The organism is Microbulbifer sp. NBRC 101763 (assembly GCF_040371615.1).
GTDB classification, from domain to species: domain Bacteria; phylum Pseudomonadota; class Gammaproteobacteria; order Pseudomonadales; family Cellvibrionaceae; genus Microbulbifer; species Microbulbifer variabilis.
Map to the genome: position 1 here is coordinate 457,710 of NZ_BAABQV010000003.1, position 21,921 is coordinate 479,630.

General features: G+C 52.7%; 22 protein-coding genes. 16 read left to right on the top strand and 6 right to left on the bottom strand.

All coding sequences use genetic code 11. The features are described 5' to 3' along the window. Window positions 1–326: 326 nt before the first annotated feature. On the bottom strand, window positions 327–539 hold the full coding sequence (rpmE, locus tag ABWV76_RS10170) for a 50S ribosomal protein L31 (protein WP_083922744.1): 213 nt from the start codon (window positions 537–539) through the stop codon (window positions 327–329). A 364-nt stretch (window positions 540–903) separates the two neighbouring features. Between rpmE and ABWV76_RS10175 the strand changes: the two genes are divergently transcribed. From ABWV76_RS10175 to ABWV76_RS10205, 7 genes are all read left to right on the top strand, one after another. Continuing rightward, the gene (locus ABWV76_RS10175; protein WP_353375891.1) at window positions 904–3,117 is read left to right on the top strand and encodes a primosomal protein N'; all 2,214 of its coding nucleotides are present in this window, start codon (window positions 904–906) and stop codon (window positions 3,115–3,117) included. Window positions 3,118–3,199: 82 nt separating this feature from the next. Next, window positions 3,200–3,760 carry an SPOR domain-containing protein gene (locus tag ABWV76_RS10180; protein ID WP_020414012.1) on the top strand — a complete coding sequence of 187 codons (561 nt, stop codon included), beginning with the start codon at window positions 3,200–3,202 and terminating at the stop codon, window positions 3,758–3,760. Window positions 3,761–4,014: 254 nt separating this feature from the next. Then, the gene (gene hslV, locus ABWV76_RS10185) at window positions 4,015–4,554 is read left to right on the top strand and encodes an ATP-dependent protease subunit HslV (protein ID WP_020414014.1); all 540 of its coding nucleotides are present in this window, start codon (window positions 4,015–4,017) and stop codon (window positions 4,552–4,554) included. An 82-nt stretch (window positions 4,555–4,636) separates the two neighbouring features. Continuing rightward, entirely contained in the window at window positions 4,637–5,953 is a 1,317-nt protein-coding gene (gene hslU / locus ABWV76_RS10190) for an ATP-dependent protease ATPase subunit HslU (RefSeq protein ID WP_020414015.1), read from the top strand. Then, a complete protein-coding gene (locus tag ABWV76_RS10195) occupies window positions 5,954–6,328 on the top strand; it encodes a gamma-butyrobetaine hydroxylase family protein (protein WP_020414016.1) in 375 nt (124 codons plus the stop codon). It abuts the gene before it with no gap. 243 nt (window positions 6,329–6,571) lie between these two features. Next, window positions 6,572–8,107, top strand: coding sequence for an alkaline phosphatase (locus ABWV76_RS10200; protein WP_353375892.1), 1,536 nt, complete (start codon window positions 6,572–6,574; stop codon window positions 8,105–8,107). A 15-nt stretch (window positions 8,108–8,122) separates the two neighbouring features. Continuing rightward, entirely contained in the window at window positions 8,123–9,694 is a 1,572-nt protein-coding gene (locus ABWV76_RS10205) for an alkaline phosphatase (protein ID WP_353375893.1), read from the top strand. A 60-nt stretch (window positions 9,695–9,754) separates the two neighbouring features. Here the strand turns inward: ABWV76_RS10205 and ABWV76_RS10210 are convergent, their stop codons facing one another. Beyond that, window positions 9,755–10,570, bottom strand: coding sequence for a CHAD domain-containing protein (locus tag ABWV76_RS10210; RefSeq protein WP_020414019.1), 816 nt, complete (start codon window positions 10,568–10,570; stop codon window positions 9,755–9,757). A gap of 139 nt (window positions 10,571–10,709) precedes the next feature. Between ABWV76_RS10210 and ubiE the strand changes: the two genes are divergently transcribed. The 8 genes from ubiE (at window position 10,710) to tatC (ending at window position 16,303) form a co-directional block, all read left to right on the top strand. Then, window positions 10,710–11,459 carry a bifunctional demethylmenaquinone methyltransferase/2-methoxy-6-polyprenyl-1,4-benzoquinol methylase UbiE gene (ubiE, locus tag ABWV76_RS10215; protein WP_353375894.1) on the top strand — a complete coding sequence of 250 codons (750 nt, stop codon included), beginning with the start codon at window positions 10,710–10,712 and terminating at the stop codon, window positions 11,457–11,459. A gap of 53 nt (window positions 11,460–11,512) precedes the next feature. Beyond that, entirely contained in the window at window positions 11,513–12,142 is a 630-nt protein-coding gene (locus tag ABWV76_RS10220; RefSeq protein ID WP_020414021.1) for a ubiquinone biosynthesis accessory factor UbiJ, read from the top strand. A gap of 2 nt (window positions 12,143–12,144) precedes the next feature. Next, window positions 12,145–13,755: a ubiquinone biosynthesis regulatory protein kinase UbiB gene (gene ubiB, locus ABWV76_RS10225; protein WP_020414022.1), complete on the top strand. Its 1,611-nt coding sequence runs from the start codon at window positions 12,145–12,147 to the stop codon at window positions 13,753–13,755. A gap of 45 nt (window positions 13,756–13,800) precedes the next feature. Beyond that, window positions 13,801–14,202 carry a phosphoribosyl-AMP cyclohydrolase gene (gene hisI / locus ABWV76_RS10230; RefSeq protein ID WP_020414023.1) on the top strand — a complete coding sequence of 134 codons (402 nt, stop codon included), beginning with the start codon at window positions 13,801–13,803 and terminating at the stop codon, window positions 14,200–14,202. 8 nt (window positions 14,203–14,210) lie between these two features. Then, window positions 14,211–14,549, top strand: a complete 339-nt coding sequence (locus tag ABWV76_RS10235; RefSeq protein ID WP_020414024.1) for a phosphoribosyl-ATP diphosphatase — start codon at window positions 14,211–14,213, stop codon at window positions 14,547–14,549. 129 nt (window positions 14,550–14,678) lie between these two features. Next, the gene (tatA, locus tag ABWV76_RS10240) at window positions 14,679–14,942 is read left to right on the top strand and encodes a Sec-independent protein translocase subunit TatA (protein ID WP_020414025.1); all 264 of its coding nucleotides are present in this window, start codon (window positions 14,679–14,681) and stop codon (window positions 14,940–14,942) included. Between the two features lie 30 nt (window positions 14,943–14,972). Next, window positions 14,973–15,557: a Sec-independent protein translocase protein TatB gene (gene tatB / locus ABWV76_RS10245; protein WP_353375895.1), complete on the top strand. Its 585-nt coding sequence runs from the start codon at window positions 14,973–14,975 to the stop codon at window positions 15,555–15,557. Then, the gene (gene tatC / locus ABWV76_RS10250) at window positions 15,554–16,303 is read left to right on the top strand and encodes a twin-arginine translocase subunit TatC (protein WP_020414027.1); all 750 of its coding nucleotides are present in this window, start codon (window positions 15,554–15,556) and stop codon (window positions 16,301–16,303) included. The genes tatB and tatC overlap by 4 nt, the downstream gene beginning before the upstream one ends. A 371-nt stretch (window positions 16,304–16,674) precedes the next feature. Here the strand turns inward: tatC and ABWV76_RS10255 are convergent, their stop codons facing one another. Both ABWV76_RS10255 and ABWV76_RS10260 read right to left on the bottom strand, forming a co-directional pair. Further along, a complete protein-coding gene (locus ABWV76_RS10255; RefSeq protein WP_020414028.1) occupies window positions 16,675–16,857 on the bottom strand; it encodes a DUF3149 domain-containing protein in 183 nt (60 codons plus the stop codon). Window positions 16,858–16,962: 105 nt separating this feature from the next. Then, the gene (locus tag ABWV76_RS10260; protein ID WP_353375896.1) at window positions 16,963–17,193 is read right to left on the bottom strand and encodes a hypothetical protein; all 231 of its coding nucleotides are present in this window, start codon (window positions 17,191–17,193) and stop codon (window positions 16,963–16,965) included. Between the two features lie 80 nt (window positions 17,194–17,273). On the opposite strand from ABWV76_RS10260, the gene ABWV76_RS10265 reads away from it, so the two are divergent. Further along, window positions 17,274–18,422: an aminopeptidase gene (locus tag ABWV76_RS10265; protein WP_353375897.1), complete on the top strand. Its 1,149-nt coding sequence runs from the start codon at window positions 17,274–17,276 to the stop codon at window positions 18,420–18,422. Window positions 18,423–18,590: 168 nt separating this feature from the next. Here the strand turns inward: ABWV76_RS10265 and gap are convergent, their stop codons facing one another. Continuing rightward, window positions 18,591–19,601, bottom strand: coding sequence for a type I glyceraldehyde-3-phosphate dehydrogenase (gene gap / locus ABWV76_RS10270; protein ID WP_353375898.1), 1,011 nt, complete (start codon window positions 19,599–19,601; stop codon window positions 18,591–18,593). An 87-nt stretch (window positions 19,602–19,688) separates the two neighbouring features. Continuing rightward, complete coding sequence (tkt, locus tag ABWV76_RS10275) at window positions 19,689–21,689, bottom strand: transketolase (RefSeq protein WP_353375899.1); 2,001 nt, start codon at window positions 21,687–21,689, stop codon at window positions 19,689–19,691. Window positions 21,690–21,921 lie beyond the last annotated feature (232 nt).

The window sequence follows — 21,921 nt, forward strand, 5'->3', positions numbered from 1 at the left end:
TTGGGATAACGCTGCGGTGCTATCCCGGTTACTGCGGGTGCCAGAGAATAACCGAGGGGCACTTGTAGCCACAAGCTTAATGGAAGGCTAAAACTAGTACTTCTTACTATTTTGCCCTTAGTAAGTGGCTAATTTCAGGATGATCAGTTGCTAATGTGTGATTTTGAAGGATAAATTTATCGTCAAAATCGACAACATTAAGCAATTCGAATCGATTTTGCCCGTGGGGCATACCTTTGAGCAGATATAGGTATTAAGGGTAAAAAAAAGGCATTGGGGTGGCCCCAATGCCCTCTTCCGAGATGTCAGGCATCCCAATGTTCGGTTTACTTGCCGATGCGGCTGCCGAAACGCTTTTTGAAGCGGTCCACGCGTCCACCGGTAGTAGCCTGCTTTTGCTTGCCCGTATAGAAGGGGTGGCACTGGGAGCACACATCGATCTGCAGGTCTTTGCCCAGGGTAGAACGGGTTTTGACTACGTTTCCGCAGGAGCAAGTGGCGGTGATGTCGGTGTAGTTAGGATGGATATCTGCTTTCATGATTGCCTCTTTTCGAAACCGCCACTCGATCTGTTGCCGGGCACGGTATCGTCGTTGGAGCAGGAACCGGACCGGTTCCAGGCTGATTAAAAAGTCGGCGCATACTATCAGATTAGCGTCGGGGTTCAAGTCCAAATACCGGGATCCAGCCAGTCACTAAATTGCCATTTATTCAGCCAATGGACTTATCTGGATATCTCGGTATTGCCTCTTTGGGGTGTTGGTAAGCATAGGGCCGGGCCTGGCTTAGGAAGGCTACCCGACCTGGTGGTTACACATTGCCATATAAAAAAGTAATCGGCCTCTGTATCTTGCCGGAGCAGTCAGTACACTAGCGCCTTTTACCGAGGTTCGTGGGGGTGAGGTGGAACAGGCAGTCCAACAGAATGTCATTTTACGCTTGGCGGTACCAGTACCGTTGCGGCGCCTGTTCGACTACCTGCCTCCAGAGGGCCTGGATCCGCAGACATTAATACCGGGGCAGCGGCTGTGGGTGCCCTTTGCCGGGCGCAAACTGGTTGCGGTATTGGTAGACGTTGTGCAGAAGTCATCGTTTGCACATTTAAAGCCCGCCCTGGGGGTGATTGACCAAACGGCGCTGTTTAGTAGAGTCAGTCTGGGATTCCTTTCCTGGATCGCCGATTATTACCAGGCCCCGATTGGTGAAGTGTATGCAGCCGCACTGCCCGCCGCTCTGCGTAAGGGCAAGCCCGCAGACCACTGGGCCGAGCAATGGTTGCAGCTCACTACCGAGGGCAAGGGTTTGCCCGAGTCAGCATTGGCGCGGGCACCAAAACAACAAGCCCTGTTGCAACTGTTGCTCAGTGAGGGAAGGCAAAGCCGTACTCACCTGAAAGCCCTGGGGCATACATCGACGATAGTGCGCGCCTTGCAGGAGCGCGGCCTTGTTAATTGGAGCTCTGGCCCTACCGTTCCACCACCGCTACCGGTAGCAGAACCGGTTCCGGCGCCGCAATTGAGTGAAGAACAGCAAAAGGTATTGGATTCGGTGGATTGCGGCCACTATTCCGCTTCCCTCCTTGAGGGCACTACCGGCAGTGGCAAGACCGAAGTTTACTTGCAATTGATGGAGCGGGTTTTGGCTGAGGGGCGCCAGGCGCTACTCCTGGTTCCAGAAATAGGACTTACCCCTCAGACCCTACGGCGTATAGCTTCGCGTTTCCCCAAGCGCAGCATTGCGGCTCTGCATTCAGGCCTGGCTGAAGGCGAGCGGGCCCAGTCCTGGCTCGCTGCAGTGGCGGGGCAGGCCGATATTGTGATTGGCACCCGCTCGGTGATTATGACGCCAATGCCGAGACTTGGCATAGTGATAGTGGATGAGGAGCACGATGCTTCCTTTAAGCAACAGGATGGTGTGCGCTACTCAGCTCGGGATCTTGCAGTGGTGGTGGCGCGCAATGCCAATGTTCCGGTGCTATTGGGCTCCGCCACGCCCTCCCTGGAAACCCTGCATAACGCGTTGAATGGCCGTTACCAGCATTTGCGCATGCGCCAGCGCGCGGGGGATGCGCGCCCTCCGCAGATCCATGTGGTGCCCACTCTGCGCGAGCCGCTGGAGGAGGGATTTTCCCCCCAGGTGCTTCGCCATATAGGGGAAACCCTGGCGCGTGGTGAACAGGTTTTGGTTTTTATTAACCGGCGCGGCTTCGCTCCCGCCCTCACCTGTGATGATTGTGGTTGGTTGGCCGATTGCCCCCACTGCTCCAGCAAGCTCACCATGCATCGGCGCTTGCGTCAGTTGCGTTGCCACCATTGCGATTACCGTTGTTCACTAGTTGATAGTTGCCCCCAGTGCCACAGCCGATCTATCTCCGCCCTGGGTGGGGGTACTGAACGCAGTGAGGAGTTGTTGGCGCGGCGCTTTGCCGAATATCCGGTAATCCGTGTGGATCGGGACACCACGACCAGTAAGCTGGCCTTGGACCGGTTGTTGGCTCCGGCGCGCGATGGAGAGCCCTGTTTGCTCCTGGGTACCCAGATGCTGGCTAAAGGTCACCATTTGCCGCGGGTGACCTTGGTAGTAGTTCAGGATGCGGATGGTGGCCTGTTTAGTGCAGATTTCCGCGCCCCGGAGCGTACTGGTCAGTTGCTGGAGCAGGTGGCTGGACGTGCAGGGCGCGGCAGTCTGAGCGGTCGGGTACTGGTGCAGAGCCGATTTCCTGAACACCCCCTGTTACAGATGTTATTGGAGAAAGGCTACGGTAGTTTTGCGCGCCAATTACTGCGCGATCGCGCGGTGGCGCAGCTGCCCCCTACCAATGCAATGGCTCTCGTGCGGGCGGAGTGCGAAGAGCCCTCCTGGGCTGAGGAGTTCCTGCACAATGCGAGAATGTTTATGCAGTCCCTGGCACCCCCTTCACCGCAGTTACAGTATCTGGGGCCAGTGCCCGCGTTGTTGGAGCGCAAATCCGGGCGTTTCCGTTTCTATATACAGGTTACTGCGCAGAATCGCGCGCAACTGCAGCCTCTTTTGGCGCGCTTATGTGTCTGGGCAGAGGGAAATAAAAACCGTCGTCTGCGCTGGGCGATAGATATGGATGCACAGGAATTGTCGTAAATTTTGCTGGAATTCAATGCCCCCAGCCTAATTGGCGGTACAATTCCCCTGCTGAGCAGATCACCCAGGGAAGAAATCCTCAATGAGCCGTCGCAAAACCAATCGCCGCAGTAAAAGTTCTGCGGGAAAACCCGCCTGGGGTTGGTTCTTCCTGGGAAATATTGTTGGCGGTTTCGCGGTATTTCTGCTTCTGCAATACGGTATTGCTGGGGAGGGTAAAGGCGCTAGCGGTGGCAAACCACAGGCGGCCAAACCGAGGGTTGAGGAGCGCACTCAGCCGCGCTTTGATTTCTACACAATGCTGAAGGAAAACGAGGTTTCCGTACCTCCCCCCAAGGTGGCCGAGCCCGCTCGTCGTCAGCAGGATTCCAATACCGGGCAGGGGGCAGTTAGTGAACCCCCACAACAGGTTTACATTCTGCAAGCAGCCTCCTTTCGTGAGGCGGCTGAAGCCGAGCGCCTGCGTGTGCAACTTACCCTGGCCAATCTGGATGTTAAAGTCGAGTCAGCTAGTGATAGTCGCGGAACCTGGCACAGAGTCTTGGTTGGGCCTTTCGACAACCGCTCGCGTATGGCAAAGGCCCGACAGGTACTGGCTGAGCACAGACTGATGCCGCTGGTGCTGAAACGTCCAGCCAACTGATTAATGTGCAGGGCTTTCTGCCCAGCATGGTAGATAAAGCTATTTACTCTCTCACTTTTGGTCAAATTAACGTGGGCGGCTTTGGCTTTGAAGCAAAAAACCACAGTGGATACTGGGTTCCGGGTACAGCAATTGCCCCTTCCTTATTGAAATCGGCGCGTGCCGTCCTCACTTATCTAACCTGAATGAAATTCCCGGCGCGATTGGTAACCACCTTCTGCGCTGAAGCTCACGCGTAATCCGAGAGGTCTCCATTGGAACAGTATCGCGGAACCACCATTTTATCCTGTCGCCGCAACGGCAAAGTTGTGATTGGCGGCGACGGCCAGGTGTCCATGGGTAACACCATTATGAAGGGCAATGCGCGCAAGGTGCGTCGCCTGTATAAGGACAAGGTGATTGCCGGTTTTGCCGGCGGTACCGCCGATGCCTTTACCCTGTTTGAGCGCTTCGAGGCCAAGCTGGAAGCCCATGGTGGGCAATTGACCCGCGCCGCTGTGGAGCTGGCCAAAGACTGGCGTACCGATCGTGCCCTGCGCCGCCTCGAGGCCCTGTTAGCTGTGGCCGACGAGACTGCCAGCCTGATCGTGACCGGCAATGGTGATGTTATTCAGCCGGAAGATGACCTGATCGCCATCGGTTCTGGTGGGCCTTTTGCCCAGTCTGCGGCACGGGCTTTGCTCGACAACACCGATATGGATGCCCGTGCAATTGTTGAGCAGGGCCTGAAAATCGCCGGTGATATCTGTGTTTACACCAACCAGAACCACACCATCGAAGAATTGAATTTTTAAGTGCCTCGCGCTCTTTAGGCGCCATTGGCCGGGCGGTCCCTCAAAGGGAACCGCCGATATGTTTTGCAGGAATTGAATTGATATGTCCCAGATGACCCCCAGAGAAATCGTCCATGAGCTCGACCGCCATATAGTCGGCCAGCAGGACGCCAAACGCGCCGTAGCGATTGCACTGCGCAATCGCTGGCGCCGTATGCAGGTGACCGAGGATTTGCGCGCCGAGATCACCCCGAAAAATATCCTGATGATTGGCCCCACCGGTGTGGGCAAAACTGAAATTGCCCGCCGTCTGGCAAAGTTGGCCAATGCGCCCTTCATTAAGGTAGAAGCAACCAAGTTCACGGAGGTGGGCTATGTTGGCCGCGATGTGGAGTCGATCGTACGCGATCTTGTCGAGATGGCTGTGAAGCAGGAGCGTGAGCTGGCTATGTCCGGTGTGCAGCAGCGTGCTATGGATGCTGCGGAGGAGCGTATCTTAGATGCCTTATTGCCGCCAGCGCGCTCCACTGAGCCCAATGACAAGGATTCCAGTACCCGCCAGTTGTTTCGTAAGAAATTGCGGGAGGGAGAACTCGACGATAAGGAAGTGGAGTTAGATATGGCAGCTGCGCCAGTGGGCGTAGAGATTATGGCGCCTCCAGGTATGGAGGAAATGACTAATCAACTACAGGGCATGTTCTCGAATATGTCCCAGGGCAAGACCCGCAAGCGCAAATTACCGGTTAAGCAGGCCATAAAGCAGCTGACTGATGAAGAGGCGGCCAAGCTGGTTAATGATGAAGATATTAAAACCAGTGCGATTCGTGCCGCCGAACAGAACGGTATTGTCTTTATCGATGAAATCGACAAAGTGGCCAAGCGTCAGGAGAGTGGCGGTGCCGATGTGTCTCGTGAGGGTGTTCAGAGAGATCTACTGCCACTGATTGAGGGCAGTACTGTTAACACCAAGTACGGCATGATCAAGACAGACCATATTTTGTTTATCGCCTCAGGTGCCTTCCATCTGTCCAAGCCATCGGATCTGATCCCAGAGTTGCAGGGCCGACTGCCAATCCGTGTGGAGTTAAGCTCGCTCACTTCGGCAGACTTTGAGCGCATCCTCACTGAGCCATCCGCTTCCCTGACCGAGCAGCAGAGAGCTCTGCTTGCTACAGAGGGCCTGGAGCTGAAATTTACTGAAGACGGAATCCGCCGCATTGCAGAGGTGGCCTACGAGGTGAATGAGCGCACGGAGAATATTGGTGCGCGTCGATTGCACACCGTACTGGAGCGCCTGTTGGAGGAGATTTCCTTCGATGCTGGTGACGGAGACAAAACCCTGAATGTAGATGCTGCCTATGTGGATACCCACCTGGGCGAGCTCAGCCAAAATGAGGACCTTTCGCGTTTTATCCTGTAAATGAAACCGCAAAAAATCCGATTAAATCGCGCAGAGAAAAACTTGCAGCTGGTATTTGCTGATGGCGACTTTACCTTGCCGGCAGAGTATTTGCGCGTCTACTCCCCCAGTGCCGAGGTGCGTGGTCATGGCAACAGTGCCCCGGTTCTGGTGGATGGAAAAATGCACGTGGGTATCGACAAAATAGAGGCCGCTGGTCGCTATGCGCTGAAAATCGATTTTGATGATGGCCACGACACAGGTATTTATACCTGGGAATACCTGCGTGAACTCGCCGAGAAATATAATGCTAACTGGGAGAGCTACCTGCAGCGGTTGCGCGCTGAGGGTAAGGGACGCGATCCTGATGAAAGTGTGGTGAAGTTTATCGGCTAGTACGGGGTGCGCCGTATAGCGGTGCACTTGTCTATTTCCCCACCCATTGAAAATACTGAAAAAACAATAATCTCTCACTGTTTTTTCGCAATTCTGTAATATTGCTGTGGTTGTGTTTTTACAGTCTTAACGCCCGTACTAAGCTTTGTGGCGATGAAAGCCAGAAGTTAATCGGCGCGTAATTCTTTTGTCATATTTCCGGACTCTAATGCTCGCCAAATTTACGAGTTCCGGAGGCTCATCGTGGCAAACAAACTTGCCCGCGCGCTTAGCGCCTTTTGTTTAATTCCTCTCGCTTCAGCGGTTTCTGCCGCAAGCCTGCCTGACTACCAAACCAAAAGTGACTGGTATACCGACGCTGCCGATCGTCTGGAAGAGCGTACTGCCCTCTCCAGAGAAGCAAAGACTGCAAAGAACGTCATTCTTTTTGTCGGCGACGGTATGGGTATATCCACGTTGACTGCTGCACGTATTCTTGAAGGTCAACTGCGCGGTGAGAATGGTGAGGAAAATGCCCTTTCTTTTGAGGAGTTTCCCTATTCCGCTCTGATCAAAACATATAACACCAACCAGCAGACCCCGGACTCTGCCGGTACCATGACTGCGATGATGACCGGTGTAAAAACCCGCGCCGGAGTCATTAATATTGAGGAAGATGCATTGCGTGCTGATTGCGTCAGTGCTGAAGGCAAAGAGCTGAATACTTTCCTCGAGTTGATGGAAAATCGTGGCAGATCAACTGGCATCGTCTCAACCGCGCGATTGACTCATGCCACGCCCGCCGCCACTTATTCGCGTAGTCCAGAGCGTGGCTGGGAGTACGAAGCTGAAGGAAATTGTGTGGATATCGCCACGCAAATGATTGAACTGGAATATGGGGATGGCATCGACGTGATGCTCGGTGGTGGCCGTCGCAGTTTTACAACGACCGATACAGGTGGCAAGCGTGAAGACGGGCGCGATCTTACCAATGAGTGGCTACAGCGCTATGAAGGTGAACAGAATGCTGAATATGTGCAGACTGGAGCTGAACTGGCGAGCGTGGATCTCGCCTCTACAGACAAGCTGTTGGGGCTCTTCACAAGCAGCCATATGAGTTACGATGCGGACCGTATTGCTAAGGAGAGCGACGAGCCGAGTATCGCCGAGATGACCGGTACTGCTATTGAACTCCTGCAGAAAGATAGCGATGGCTATTTCCTGATGGTGGAGTCTGGTCGAATCGACCACGGCCATCACGCAGGTAATGCTTACAACGCATTGCACGATGCGATTGCTTTTGCGGGTGCGGTACAAGCTGCACTGGATAAGGTGGATCTTGAGGACACCCTGATCCTGGTGACTGCGGACCACAGCCATGTGATGACCATTGCCGGTTATCCAACCCGTGGTAACCCCATTCTCGGCAAGGTGGTTGAGAATGACAGTAGCGGCGCAGCCAAGGCGGAACTGGAAACCGCATCGGACGACTTGCCTTTTACCACGCTGACCTATGCCAATGGTCTGGGCTTTGCCGACCTGGGTGAGAATACCGATGCGGATGAACGTTATGGCATAGCTGCTGATACCGGCCGTAAAGATCTCTCTGGCGTAGACACCGAGGCACCGGGTTTTCATCAGGAGGCTCTAGTTCACCTGGAATCAGAGAGTCACGCGGGTGAAGATATCAGCCTGCATGCCATTGGTGCTGGAGCCAAGTTGGTACAGGGTAGCCTGGAGCAAAGTGCGCTTTTCCATGTGATGACTGCTGCGACTGACCTGTCGTTGACAGAAGAATAATTGGGGTAATTCACCATGAGACATTTTAAAAAGACCCTGCTGGCTTTCTCCGTAGCCCTGCTGGCCGCTGGTTGCAGTGATGACAAGTCCAGCTCGAATCCGGTTGAACTGCCAGAGCCAGAAGATGTGTTGAACCTTCCCCAGGGGCAGCTCGATAGCGACTGGTTCAAAGAGGGCCAAGAGGCTGTAGAGGCTGCGCAGGCACAGGCAATTAATAATACTCCTGGCGCAGCAAAGAATATCATCCTGTTTGTCGGCGATGGCATGGGTATTTCTACAGTGACTGCAGCGCGTATCCTCGCCGGTCAACAGCAGGGCCTCGCCGGTGAGGAGCACCAGCTGAGCTTTGAAAAAATGCCTTTTGCTGGTTTGGTGAAAACTTACAATACCAACCAGCAGACTCCGGACTCCGCTGGCACTATGACGGCTCTAGTTACCGGGGTTAAAACCAAGGCCGGCGTATTAAGTGTTGCCGAAGATGTAGCGCGCGGCGATTGTGCCGCCAGTCTGGAGCGTCCTCTTACCACTGCCATTGAGCTGGCAGAGGATCTGGGCAAAAGCACCGGTATTATCAGTACCGCGAGAATTACCCACGCTACTCCGGCAGCCACCTATGCCAAGGTGCCTGAGCGTGGCTGGGAAGCGTCTGCTCCTGATGGTTGCACTGATATTGCCGCGCAGCTGGTTGAGCTGGAGGCTGGTGATGGTATCGACGTGGTAATGGGAGGGGGCCGCCGTAACTTCTTGCCCAGTGACGTCACAGATATCGAGGGGAAAGCCGGGCGTCGAGAAGACGGGCGCAACTTGGTGGATGAGTGGAAGACACGTTACAACGACGGTGTGAACAATATTGCTTACGTAGAAGACACCACAGGCTTTAATGCTGTAGACAGCGCTGCAACCGACAAGTTACTGGGTTTGTTCAACTCTTCCCACATGGAGTATGAAGCTGTTCGTGAGGAAGATACTGCGGGTGAGCCCTCCCTCACTGAGATGACATCTAAAGGTCTCGAACTCCTGCAGAAAAACGATAAGGGATATTTCCTTATGGTAGAGTCCGGTCGTATTGACCATGGCCATCATGCTGGCAACGCCCACCGCGCACTGACCGATGCTGTGGAATTTGCAGAGGCTATCCAGTATGCAATGGATAACACCAGTGCAGAAGATACTCTAATAGTCGTTACTGCGGACCACAGCCATGTGATGACGATTGCCGGTTATCCCACCCGCGGCAACCCGATTCTTGGCAAGGTGATTGGTAATGACAGCAGTGGTGAGGCTAAAACCTCTCCTTCATTAGCTGAAGATGGCCTGCCCTACACAACCTTGACCTATGCCAATGGCCCGGGTTACAGCTCCAATGATGACGGTAGCCGGCATGATCTCACAAGCACTGACACTGTCGCACTTGATTACCAGCAGGATGCACTGGTGCCCATGAGCAGCGAGTCTCACGCTGGAGAGGATGTAGGCGTATGGGCTCGCGGGCCGGGTGCACACTTGGTGAGTGGTACCAATGAGCAGAACTACCTATTCCACGTTATGGCACGCTCAGGTGGTTTATTGGAGCAGGACGCCGAATAAATTCGGAGGTTATTTGTTTCAATGCAATGGCGCAGGTATTTCCCTGCGCTGTTTTACTTTCTATCTGACTTTCAACTTTGCCTTAATGAAGAGCGCAGAGCAAAGAGTCTCTATTTCCCGACGAAGCCTCATTTTGCGCCAGTCACCCAGTTCCAAGATTGGTATCAGCTCTTTCCCGAGGCTCTCTCCCGTGGCAATTGCCAAGCGGCAAAGTAAATAGGCGTCGCGCCAATCGCCAAGAACTTGGGCCAATTGTTTTAGTGGCTCACAGCGTAATGCGGCTGGCTGTGGAAATTTTTCTTCAAGCAGTCGGCTGTGGTACCAGTGGTCTTTTACTCGTTTGCGCAATTGGTGCAGATTCTCCGCGCTATCCAATTTTTGCACCTGATACCAAGCTTTTCGCGCTCGCCGGTAACCTCGACAGTATCCGCGTTCTAAATGAGCCCAGCGAACATCCTCTAATGACCAGTTACCGATACGCCCCCGTCTTTGAATCAGAAACGGTTCGACCTGTGCCAGGGCCCTTTTATCTATTTTTAAATGCAGCATATGGCGCAGCAGTGTGTGCATTGTCGGAAAGTGGTGTGGCGGGGCTATCGCAAGTAGGGCTCCTCGAATAGAAACCGGATCGCGGCTCTGAGCGAGGCTGTGGGCCAGGTTGCGGTAGTGAATGTTTTCACTCTGGAATAAGAGTGGATAAACTGGTTGTACGAGGCGCAGTAGAGCGCGTAATTTCTTGCAGTGCTTACGCAATTCGTGCACTGCATGCTCACTGGGAAGCTGTTTTGTATGGCTGATTGCAGTATTGATTTCCGCCAGGGCAACTTGCCGAAGTCCATGCTCTGGAAGTACGTTGCAATCGAGCCGATAACTCATGAGCCCTGACCAGTATTTCGTTCCGGTTTCTATGGATCAATTTTAGCGAGTTTCCAAAGGGGGTGATGATGGGCTGTGTTCCGCCGGCTTCGTAGATGTACAATGGCTCCCCAGAATTTGGCTCAGTAGGCAGCACAGCATGAAGGATCGCAAGACCACCCACTTCGGCTACCAAGAGGTCCCGGTGGAGGAAAAGGCCGGTCGTGTGGCAGAAGTGTTCCACTCAGTGGCAGCGCGCTACGATGTAATGAACGATTTAATGTCTGGGGGGATTCACCGCCTCTGGAAGCGTTTTACCATCGAATTATCCGGCGCGCGGCCGGGACAGAAAATTTTGGATATTGCTGGGGGAACTGGCGACCTCACCGCCCGCTTTTCGCGTATTGTGGGTGACAGTGGTCAGGTGGTACTGGCGGATATCAATGAATCGATGTTGCGGGTTGGTCGCGATCGCCTGCTGGACCGCGGTATCGCCGGCAATGTGGTGCCAGTGCAGGCAGATGCCCAATACCTCCCTTTCCCGGATAATACCTTTGACTGCATAACTATCGCCTTTGGTCTGCGTAATGTCACTGACAAAGACCTAGCGCTTCGCTCCATGCTACGGGTGCTCAAACCCGGCGGGCGTTTGCTAGTGCTCGAGTTCTCCAGGCCAGAGTCGAAACTGCTTGGAAAAGTCTACGATCAATATTCTTTCCGCCTACTGCCATTTATGGGCAAATTGGTAGCCAATGATGCGGAAAGTTACCGTTACCTGGCGGAGAGCATTCGTATGCACCCAGACCAGGAAACCCTCAAGCAGATGATGGAGGATGCCGGTTTTGTCGATTGTGAATATCACAATATGACTGGCGGTATTGTTGCGTTGCACCGTGGCATCAAGCCCTAACTGGCGTTTGACGTGATTTACCTGCAAGTGATGGCACGAGGCCAATAACTGCCATGAGCGATCCCACTTATCGCGCGGGTTTTGATGCTGCGCTGGAAACCGCCATTAATACCGCCCTGCAATATGACCCGGCTACTCGCGCTCGTCTGCAGGAGCTGGATGGTAAAGTTATGGCGCTCGATCTAACCGCTCCAAAACTACAGTGTTGTTTGTGCATTGAGGGCGATCAAGTATTTGTCCGCCAGCATTGGGAGGGAGATGTCACCACTTCTATCAGTGGTTCGGCTATTTCTCTTGTGCGTCTTCTAAAAGACCCGGATGCCACGCCCGCGGCCCTGGGGGTCTCAATCAGTGGTTCTAGTGCTCTGCTGGCAGAATTGCAGTGGATGATGAGTGATCTGGATATCGACTGGGAGGCGCCGCTGGCGCAATTGATAGGCGATATTCCCGCTCACTCCATCGGCAATGTATTGCGCAGTGCCGGCAGTTGGTTGAGCGCCAGTCTCAGTCGCGCACCTGTTGCGGCTGCGGAAACCATCAGCGAAGAGTGGCAGTTGACCCCACCACAGGCGCAATTTGAGGCCTTTGCCGATGATCTCGCTGAGCTGTCTCTGGCCACTGAGCGCCTGGAAGCACGGGTGCGTTTGCTGCAAGAGCAGTTCTCCCGCAGGGAGGCTGAGTAGTTTTGCCGCTCTTTCGCAGTTTTACTATCACGCGGGTTTTCCTGCGCTATCGTCTCGATCAGCTATTGCCCGCCGAGCGCCGCCCTTTGTGGCTGCGAGGGATACTGGCTCCCCTGAAGCTATTGCCACAGCCAAAGATGGAGCGCGGTGAGCGCCTGCGTCGAGCCCTGGAGGAACTGGGGCCAATTTTCGTCAAATTTGGTCAGTTGCTTTCTACCCGCCCTGACCTGTTACCGCCAGATATTGTCGAGCAGCTCGATTACCTGCAAGACAAGGTGCCTCCCTTCCCAAGCGACCAGTGTATCTCGTTGATTGAAGAGGCCTTGGAGGCCAGTGTCGACGAAGTTTTCGCGAGCTTTGAGCGCGAGCCCTTGGCTGCGGCTTCGGTGGCACAGGTACATGCTGCGGTGCTCACCACTGGTGAATCAGTGGTTGTAAAGGTGCTGCGCCCAGGTATTGGTGAAATAATCCAGGAAGATTTGCGTCTGTTGGGGGTATTAGCCCGCGGTATTGAGCGCTTTGTGCCCGATGGGCGACGCCTGCGCCCGGTGGAGGTAGTGGAGGACTATCGCCACACCATTGAGGGAGAGCTGGACCTGGTGCGTGAGGCGGCCAATGGCACCCAGTTGCGGCGTAATTTCAATAACTCTCCACTGCTGTATATCCCTGAAGTGTACTGGGAATACACACGTGAGAGCGTGTTAGTACTGGAGCGTATTGAGGGCATCCCGGTTACCGATTTGGCGCAGTTGCGCGCTCAGGATACTAATATGCAACTGCTTGCCGAGCGCGGCGTGGAAATTTTTTTCAAACAGGTATTTGAATACAATTTCTTCCATGCCGATATGCACCCTGGCAATATTTTTGTCTCCCGCGAGCATCCACAACGTCCTCAGTATATTGCCATCGACACTGCAATTGTCGGTAGCCTTTCGCGTGAGGACCAGTACTATCTGGCACGCAACCTTTTAGCCATGTTCCGCCGCGACTACCGAATGGTGGCTGAGCTGCACGTACAGAGTGGTTGGGTGCGGGCCGATACGCCGGTGAATACTTTTGAAGCGGCGATCCGCGCCGTATGCGAACCCATTTTTGAGAAACCGCTGGGAGAGATCTCTTTCGCGCGGGTGCTGATCAGCCTGTTCCAGACCGCGCGACGTTTCGATATGGCAGTGCAGCCACAATTGGTATTGCTGCAAAAGACGCTGTTGAATATCGAGGGCCTGGGTCGGCAGCTTTATCCGCAGCTGGATCTGTGGAAGACTGCCCATCCATTTTTGGAACGCTGGATGCGTGACCGCATCCACCCGAAAACCATTGTGGGCGAAATTAAGCGTTACGGTCCCGAATGGTTGGAGAAATTCCCGCAGATGCCGCAACTGGTGTATTCCGCCTTGGAGCAGTCACGGGAACTGGCACCACAGTTGGAGAATATCGGCGAGAAACTGGCGAGTGGCCAGCGTCGTGGGCGTTGGCAGTACTTGCGCCGTGTAGGCGGCGTAATCCTTGCTGCAGGAGCTCTCGTCTTGAGCAAGCCCCAGTGGCTGGAGCAGTTACCGCCCTCGGGTTGGGCCCTGGGTATCGCTGCCCTGGTACTGTTGCTCTGGCCCTAGATATGTCTGGGCCGACCTACACTTGGAACTCTGAAGGAAGGGACATTGACTCAAGCAAAAGCGACAACCGATTTCCTTGACCAGGTCAGTTGGAATAGTGACGGCCTGGTACCAGCCATAGCCCAGGATTATAAAAGTGGCCGGGTATTGATGATGGCATGGATGAATCGCGAATCTCTGGCCCTTACCGCCAGCGAGGGTTACGCGGTTTATTGGTCGCGATCGCGCAAGAACCTATGGCGCAAGGGCGAAACCTCCGGTTTTCTACAGAAAGTGCGCGAGGTGCGCCTCGACTGTGATGGAGATACCGTTCTCCTGATGGTGGAACAGGAAGGTGGTATAGCCTGCCATACTGGGCGTAGCAGCTGCTTCTACAACCTACTACAGGATGGTGAGTGGCAGGTGAATCAACCTGTGATTCAAGACCCCAAAGCCATTTACAAGTGAGCCCCTGCATGAGTGACCTGTTACAGCAGCTCGACGCCGTCTTAGAAAGTCGCAAGCGTGAGGAAGACGCAGAGAAATCCTATGTGGCCAGTCTGCACAAAAAAGGCCTGAATAAAATCCTGGAAAAGGTCGGCGAAGAGGCCACGGAAACCATTCTCGCTGCGAAAGACGCACAGTCCAGCGGCGATAATCAGGATATGATCGCCGAGACGGCGGACTTATGGTTTCACTCAATGGTGATGCTCTCTCATCTGGGTGCAGATTCGCAGGATGTGCTGGAGGAATTGGGCCGGCGTTTTGGCCTTTCAGGTCTGGTGGAGAAAGCCGCGCGACCCAAAAAGGGCTAACAAGCGCTTATCGAAAGTATTCAGGAGTCTTTGCTGTAGTAGTTGAAGGCTTCCAAAATTGCAGTTTACCAATGATAGCCCGTGGCAGCTTAGCGTCTGGCTATCGCATTAAATGACATGGAGACAATTATGGGATTCGGTGGAATTAGCATTTGGCAGCTGTTGATTATTCTAGTCATTGTCCTACTGCTGTTCGGAACCAAGCGCCTGAAAAACCTTGGTGGCGATCTCGGTGGGGCTATTAAGGGCTTCCGCAAAGCGATCAAGGATGAAGACAAGAAAAAAGAAGCCGACGAGGAGAAAGATCCCGAGCGCCTGCAGCATGATGAAGAAGAAAAGCCAGACCAAGGCAGTACCGCCAAGGAAAAAGATAAGCAATCCCAGGATAAATAATTCGGCAACCGTTAACGCGAGTAATGCTCTGTGTTTGATATTGGCTTTTTTGAACTGCTGCTGGTCGCTGTGGTGGGCTTGCTCGTGGTTGGGCCTGAGCGCCTACCCGATGCCATCCGCACTACAGCCCGTTGGTGGTCCGGCTTAAAGCGCACTTTACATAGCGCCCGTGAAGAGTTGGAAAAAGAGGTGGGTGCGGATGATATTCGTCGGGAATTACACAATGAGCGCATCCTTCGCGAGATTGAGGAAAGTCGCCGGGAAATGGAGCGCACCTTTACTGAGACCAATCGTGAAGTGAGCGAATCATTGCAGAAGGTTACCGAGGATACGGAAGAAAAGCCTCCTGCAGAGCAGCATGCCAAACAGGGGGAGGTCAAGGAGCTTAAAGATAATGCCCTCCCGAAGCGCCCCGAAGAACCCCAGCCCCCCCGTGCGGAAAAAGAGGACTACCTGCCTGAACAGGATGAGACTGTGGAGGAGTTGCAGGACCCCGAATATCCGGAGCACTGGCATGATTTTGGCGACCCGGACATGAACCCCGATCACCCGGAAAATGTCGAATTGGATGAAGAAGAAAAAGCATCACAACAAGAAAAAGATAAGCAACCATGAGTGATAAAGCACAAGACAGTCATCAGCCGTTTATCGATCACCTGATCGAGTTGCGCGACCGCTTGTTACGTACTTTATTGGTCGTGGTCGTCTTGTTTGCCTGCCTCGTGCCTTTCGCTTCAGAGATTTATAATTTTATTGCCAACCCTCTGCAGGAGAGACTGGTTGGGGATGCTGGGATGATCGCCACCGAGGTGACTTCAACGTTCCTCACCCCATTTAAGACCACGTTTATAGTCTCTTTCTTTATTGCGATTCCTTTTGTGCTCTACCAAGCCTGGGCGTTTATTGCACCGGGCCTGTATAAAAATGAAAAGCGTATTGCGGTGCCTATTCTGATCACCAGCGTTTTTCTTTTTTATGCGGGTGTTGCTTTTGCTTACTTTGTCGTATTTCCAATTCTCTTTGATTTCTTTGTCGGTTCCGCCCATGCAGATATCAAAGTGATGCCGGATATGCGTAGCTACTTGGATCTGGTGCTGAAATTATTCTTTGCATTTGGTTTTGCTTTCGAAATACCCATCGCCACTGTGCTGTTGATCTGGAGCGGAGCGGTAGATGCAAAAACCCTGGGTAGCAAGCGCCCCTATGTGATTGTGGGATGTTTCCTGATTGGCATGTTACTCACGCCACCTGATGTGATTTCCCAGTCACTTCTGGCAGTGCCAATGTGGCTTTTATTTGAGGTGGGTATTTTATTTGGGCGCTGGATAAAAAGGGGTTCCAAGAAAGAGCAAACCGAATAAGCTGCCTGTTAGCCGGGAGCGTAATAAGCACCTCCCTGTGCTGTAAAGTGCCCCGGCAGCCGAAGCTGCCGGGGCAATAGCCCTGTTGTTTTGTCTACCCTACCCCTGATTGTAACCCTTTGCTCTCAAGACAAGAGTTACCCAGGTATATGGGCAGTCTGCGTTCCATGCAAAAAGAAGCTGATCGACTCCGGTTTTTGTGCCACTACTAGCAAGCCCCCATCGCGACAAAAACCAGACGGTCAGCTCGGGAAATGGACAATTGTGCCGGGCTCGCTCTGGAGTTAACCCTGCATAATTGCCTGCTGCCGCCTGTATTAACGGCAAAAATATTTACCCTAAGATCCTGGGCTTAAGCGGGATATTCCAGTTCAGGCCGGCTTATTCCTGTGGGAAACTGCCGCTTGTTCTTTCCTTTCCTGCTCCGCCACTGCCTTTTCCACATTGTTTTGAACCAGGCGATAAAAATAGAATGCCATCAGGAATATAAACCCGATTACGGCCAGGCTGAGCAAGCCGGAAAAGCTGGTAAATAGATCAATTAAGGCATCCATCTTTCTCTCCAGTACGCCAATGCTTCACCTATATAGTCTATGGGCCTGGGAAGTAAGTCTCTTGACCTAAATCAACCGGAATTGAGTTAATTCAATAAGGGAATCTTAAAGTACCAGGCCCAAGATCAGGCAGATTATGGCCGCTCCCAGCAACTGATAGAGCTCCTTTTCTTCACGCCAGTTGGGTAAGAGCAAAAACAACGCCACTGGTGGTAAAAACAGGGCAAGGAAGCCCGCTAGAGGCCCATCAGAAAAGCAGATATACAGGAGCCGCCCCCAGGCTATAGCGGCAAATGCCAAAGCAAAGACTATTAGGATTGCACTAACAGGCAGCATGCTATAACCCATTGAAGGTCTGTAGGAAGCTGGATAGATCCACAAGCACGATACTAAACAAAAAGGAAAATAGGACAAAAGTGTATATCAGCATTGAAGCCTTAAGGTCAGTATTAAGCGCTTATGGCAGGCATATTTGGCTGTTAGTCATCACATTGTTTCTTTGTGGTTGTGAGACGGTGGGGTATTACGCTCAAGCTGCTGCGGGCCAGTTGCGGATTCTGTCCGCGCGACAGCCAATTGAAAAAGTGGTACAGCAGCCCGGCACTAGTGAAAAGCTGAGGCGACAGTTAATGTTGGTGCAGGAGATACGGGCCTATGCTGCCCAGCAGTTGAATTTACCAGTTGGTCAAGCTTACAGCTCTTATGTACAGCTGGAAGATCAGTATCCCATCTGGAATGTCTTGGCTGCTCCTGAATTTTCTTTAACCCCAAAACGCTGGTGCTACCCTGTTGCTGGTTGCGCCAGCTATCGAGGTTATTTTCGTAAGTCTGCTGCAATTGCAAAAGTTAATAGTCTAAGGGCGCAGGGTTACGATACTTATCTGGGGCCGGTACCTGCATATAGCACCCTTGGCTGGTTTGATGACCCAGTACTCTCTAGTTTTGTAAATTGGTCACCAGAGAGATTAGCCGGATTGCTATTCCATGAACTGGCACACAGGCGTGTATATATTTCTGGTGATACACAATTCAATGAAAGTTTCGCAACTGCCGTCTCGGAACTTGCTCTACCGGGTTGGCTTGCCAGCCAGGGCCTGACCGGTTCAGCTACCCAAGCCCGTGCCGAGACAATGGCCGTGCGTCAATTGATGAATATGGCGCGCAAGCAGCTCGAACCCATTTATAAATCCCCTGAACCGGATAGTTTTAAGCTTGAGAAAAAAAATTTAGTGCTGGTACGCTTGCGTCAATGTTATCGGCAAATATCTGCAAGCTGGCCTAATCCGGCGCGCTACCAAGCCTATGTAGAAAAGACTAATAATGCCACTCTTGCCTTAGCCGCTGAGTATGAATCTCAGGTGCCAGCTTTTAAGCAATTGTATGTTGAGAGCGGTAGTTGGGAAAATTTTTACAACGCGGCTCAATGGTTAGGAGAGCTGGATAAATATGATCGAGAAGAGAGGTTGTATCAGCTTGGAGAGGAGTACAGTAGACATTCTAAAGATGTTAACCTCCAGGCCTTAAATACCATTAAGGGTTGTATGAAAGTTAATTATGTAATTTAAGTGCTCACCATAAAATGTTTATTTATATAGATATCTAGAAAGTATTGTTTAATACTAGGAATAGAATTCTTAGTCGATTTTATCGGATCAGTTTTAATCTAGGAATATATGATATATTTTAGACTTTAGCTATGTTCCTATATTCTAATGTAGAGTATTAATAAAATTTTATTTTGCCATTACTCCTGTGACATCCAGCATGCGATTAGCAAACCCCCACTCATTATCAAACCAGATTAATATTTTTACTAATTTGTCACCGGCAACCCGTGTCTGGCTGGCATCAATAATTCCTGAGCGAGGGTCGTGGTTAAAATCGCAAGAGGCAAGTGGTTCTTCGGTGAAGCCGAGGACGCCTTTGAATTCTGTTGCGGCTATGGACTTCAGCAAAGCATTCACTTCAATTTGACTTACATTCTTTTGTAATTGAACAGACAGATCAATGGCGGAGACATTGACTGTGGGTACGCGCATAGCCTGGGCTTCAAATTTTCCATATAAATGCGGCAATATGCGTTCGATACCTCGGGCAAGAGCCGTATCGACAGGAATTATTGAGGTAACGGCGGACCGTGTTTTTCTCAAATCGGTGTGATGGTAGGCATCGCTTACTGGCTGGTCGTTCATGGCGGAGTGGATTGTGGTTAAAACCCCAGCTTCAATACCAAATGCTCGGTCGAGTGCCGCGATCACTGGCACGCTGCAATTTGTAGTGCAGGAGGCTGCAGAAATAATAGTTTCGGAGCCGTTTAGAGTGTGGTCGTTGATGCCGTAGACAATAGTGGCATCTACATCGCGGCTGGCAGGTTGGGAAAATAAAACTTTTTTTGCCCCAGTGGCCAAGTGGGTTTCGGCGTGCTTACGCTCCTTATAACTGCCTGTACACTCAAGCACGATATCGACTCTTTCCTGCTTCCAATTTAGATCTTCAAGCTGTTCGTGGTGTGTCACCGCAATGCGATCACCATTGACCACCAAAATGTCATTTTCTACCGAGACTTCACCGGCAAAACGCCCATGTACGGAATCGTACTTTGTCAGGTGTCCAATAGTGGCGCAGTCAGCCAGCTCGTTAATAGCGACAATCTGTAGGTTATCTCGGGCACCGGATTCATAAAGAGCACGCAGAACAGAGCGGCCGATACGGCCATAACCATTGATAGCGAGTCGGGTTGTCATAGCAGTACTGCCAGATAGGAATTGTGGAAGGTACCGAGCGCTCCCTGCGGTAAACAATAGCAGGGAGCGACCAGCTAGCGCGCTGAGTTACTTCACCAGCTTCTCGACGGTTGCGGCTACGTTGTCTACGGTAAAGCCGAAGTGTTGCATCAGCTCGCCGCCCGGAGCGGATTCTCCGAAGGTGTTCATACCGATAATCTCGCCATCAAAGCCAATGAACTTGTACCAATAGTCTTTATGGCTGGCTTCAACCGCTACACGAGCACGCACAGCAGAGGGCAATACAGATTCGCGATAAGATTCATCCTGTTCCATAAAGGCTTCCGCGCAAGGCATGGAAACTACGCGAACATTCTTGCCGGCGAGCTTTTCCTGTGCGGCCATGGCCAACTCGACTTCAGAACCGGTAGCAATAATGATTGCTTCGGGAGTGCCTTCACAGTCGGAAAGTACGTAGCCACCTTTTTCAATCTGCGCCAGCTGTGCGGCATTGCGCGCTTGAGGAGCCAGCCCCTGACGGCTGAATACCAGGGTGCTGGGGCCTTCTTTGCGCGCGATAGCCATCTTCCAGCTCACGGCGGATTCAGTGGCATCGCAGGGGCGCCAAGTGTGTAGGTTCGGGGTGGAGCGCAAGGCGCTAAGCTGTTCTACAGGCTGGTGGGTAGGGCCGTCTTCGCCTAGGCCGATCGAGTCATGTGTGTAGACGAAGATAACACGCTGCTTCATCAGTGCGGCCATACGTACGGCATTGCGCGCATATTCCATGAACATTAGGAAGGTTGCGCCATAAGGTACGAAACCTCCGTGCAAGGCGATACCGTTCATCATGGCGCTCATGCCGAACTCACGCACACCGTAGTAGACATAGTTACCGGAGGCATCTTCAGCGCTCACACCCTTGGAGCCAGACCAAATAGTGAGGTTGGAGCCTGCCAGGTCGGCAGAGCCGCCGAGGATCTCGGGTAGCAACGGGCCATAGGCATTGAGTGCATTCTGGCTCGCCTTTCGTGAAGCAATTTTCTGCGCGTCTTCCTGGCACTGTTTAATGTAATCATCGGCTTTCACCAGAAAGTCTGCCGGCAGTTCGCCACTCATACGGCGCTCGAATTCGGCGGCCAGCTCAGGGAATTCTTCTCGGTAGTCAGTCAGGATGTCTTTCCACTCGTCTTCCTGAGCTTCACCTTTGGCTTTTCCATCCCAACCGGCATAGATACCTTCGGGGATTTCGAAAGGTGCGTGGGCCCAGCCAATGGTCTCGCGCACCAGTGCGATTTCGTCGTCACCTAGGGGGGCACCGTGGCATTCTTCGCGGCCCTGTTTATTTGGCGAACCGAAACCGATAACCGTTTTACAGCAAATGATGGTGGGCTTGTCGGTAACTGAGCGGGCCTCCTCAATTGCAGCTTTGATCGCGGCTGCATCATGGCCATCTACATTGGGGATTACGTGCCAGCCATAGGATTCGAAGCGTTTGGGTGTGTCGTCGGTAAACCAGCCTCCCACTTCGCCATCGATGGAGATGCCGTTATCGTCATAGAAGGCGATCAGTTTGCCCAGGCCCAGAGTGCCGGCTAAGGAGCACGCTTCATGGGAGACACCCTCCATCAGACAGCCGTCGCCCATAAACACATAGGTGTGATGGTCAACCAGTTCATAACCGGGGCGGTTAAATTGGGCTGCCAGTACTTTCTCTGCCAGAGCCATGCCCACCGCATTGGTTATACCCTGGCCGAGCGGGCCGGTAGTGGTCTCGACGCCAGGCGCATAACCGTATTCCGGGTGGCCCGGAGTCTTGGAATGCATTTGGCGGAAGTTTTTCAGCTCCTCAATCGGCAGGTCGTAGCCGGAAAGATGCAGCAATGAGTACAGCAGCATGGAGCCATGGCCATTGGAGAGCACGAAGCGGTCGCGGTCGGCCCACTCAGGGTTTGCCGGGTTGTGCTTCAGGTAGTCATTCCATAAGACTTCGGCGATATCTGCCATACCCATAGGCGCACCTGGGTGGCCGCTGTTGGCTTTCTGGACCGCATCCATGGACAGGGCGCGAATGGCGTTGGCCATGTCTGTGCGAGAGGGGGTAGAAGACATAGGAAGAGCTCTCTGATTTTCGGGTAGGCCGCGGTACCGCTCTCTTGGCAGCTTCCGCGAGGACAAAATGGGGGCGTATTTTCCCGTAAAGACCTGCCCCACGCAAAGGCTTGCCGGAAAAATTGCCACCAAGTACAGCAGCAATTTTCCTAATCTGGGTTCTGGAATTGCCTAAAAGTATCTACATCAAAATAATTTTATGGAGCTATATCAAAATCTTTTGATATAGCAT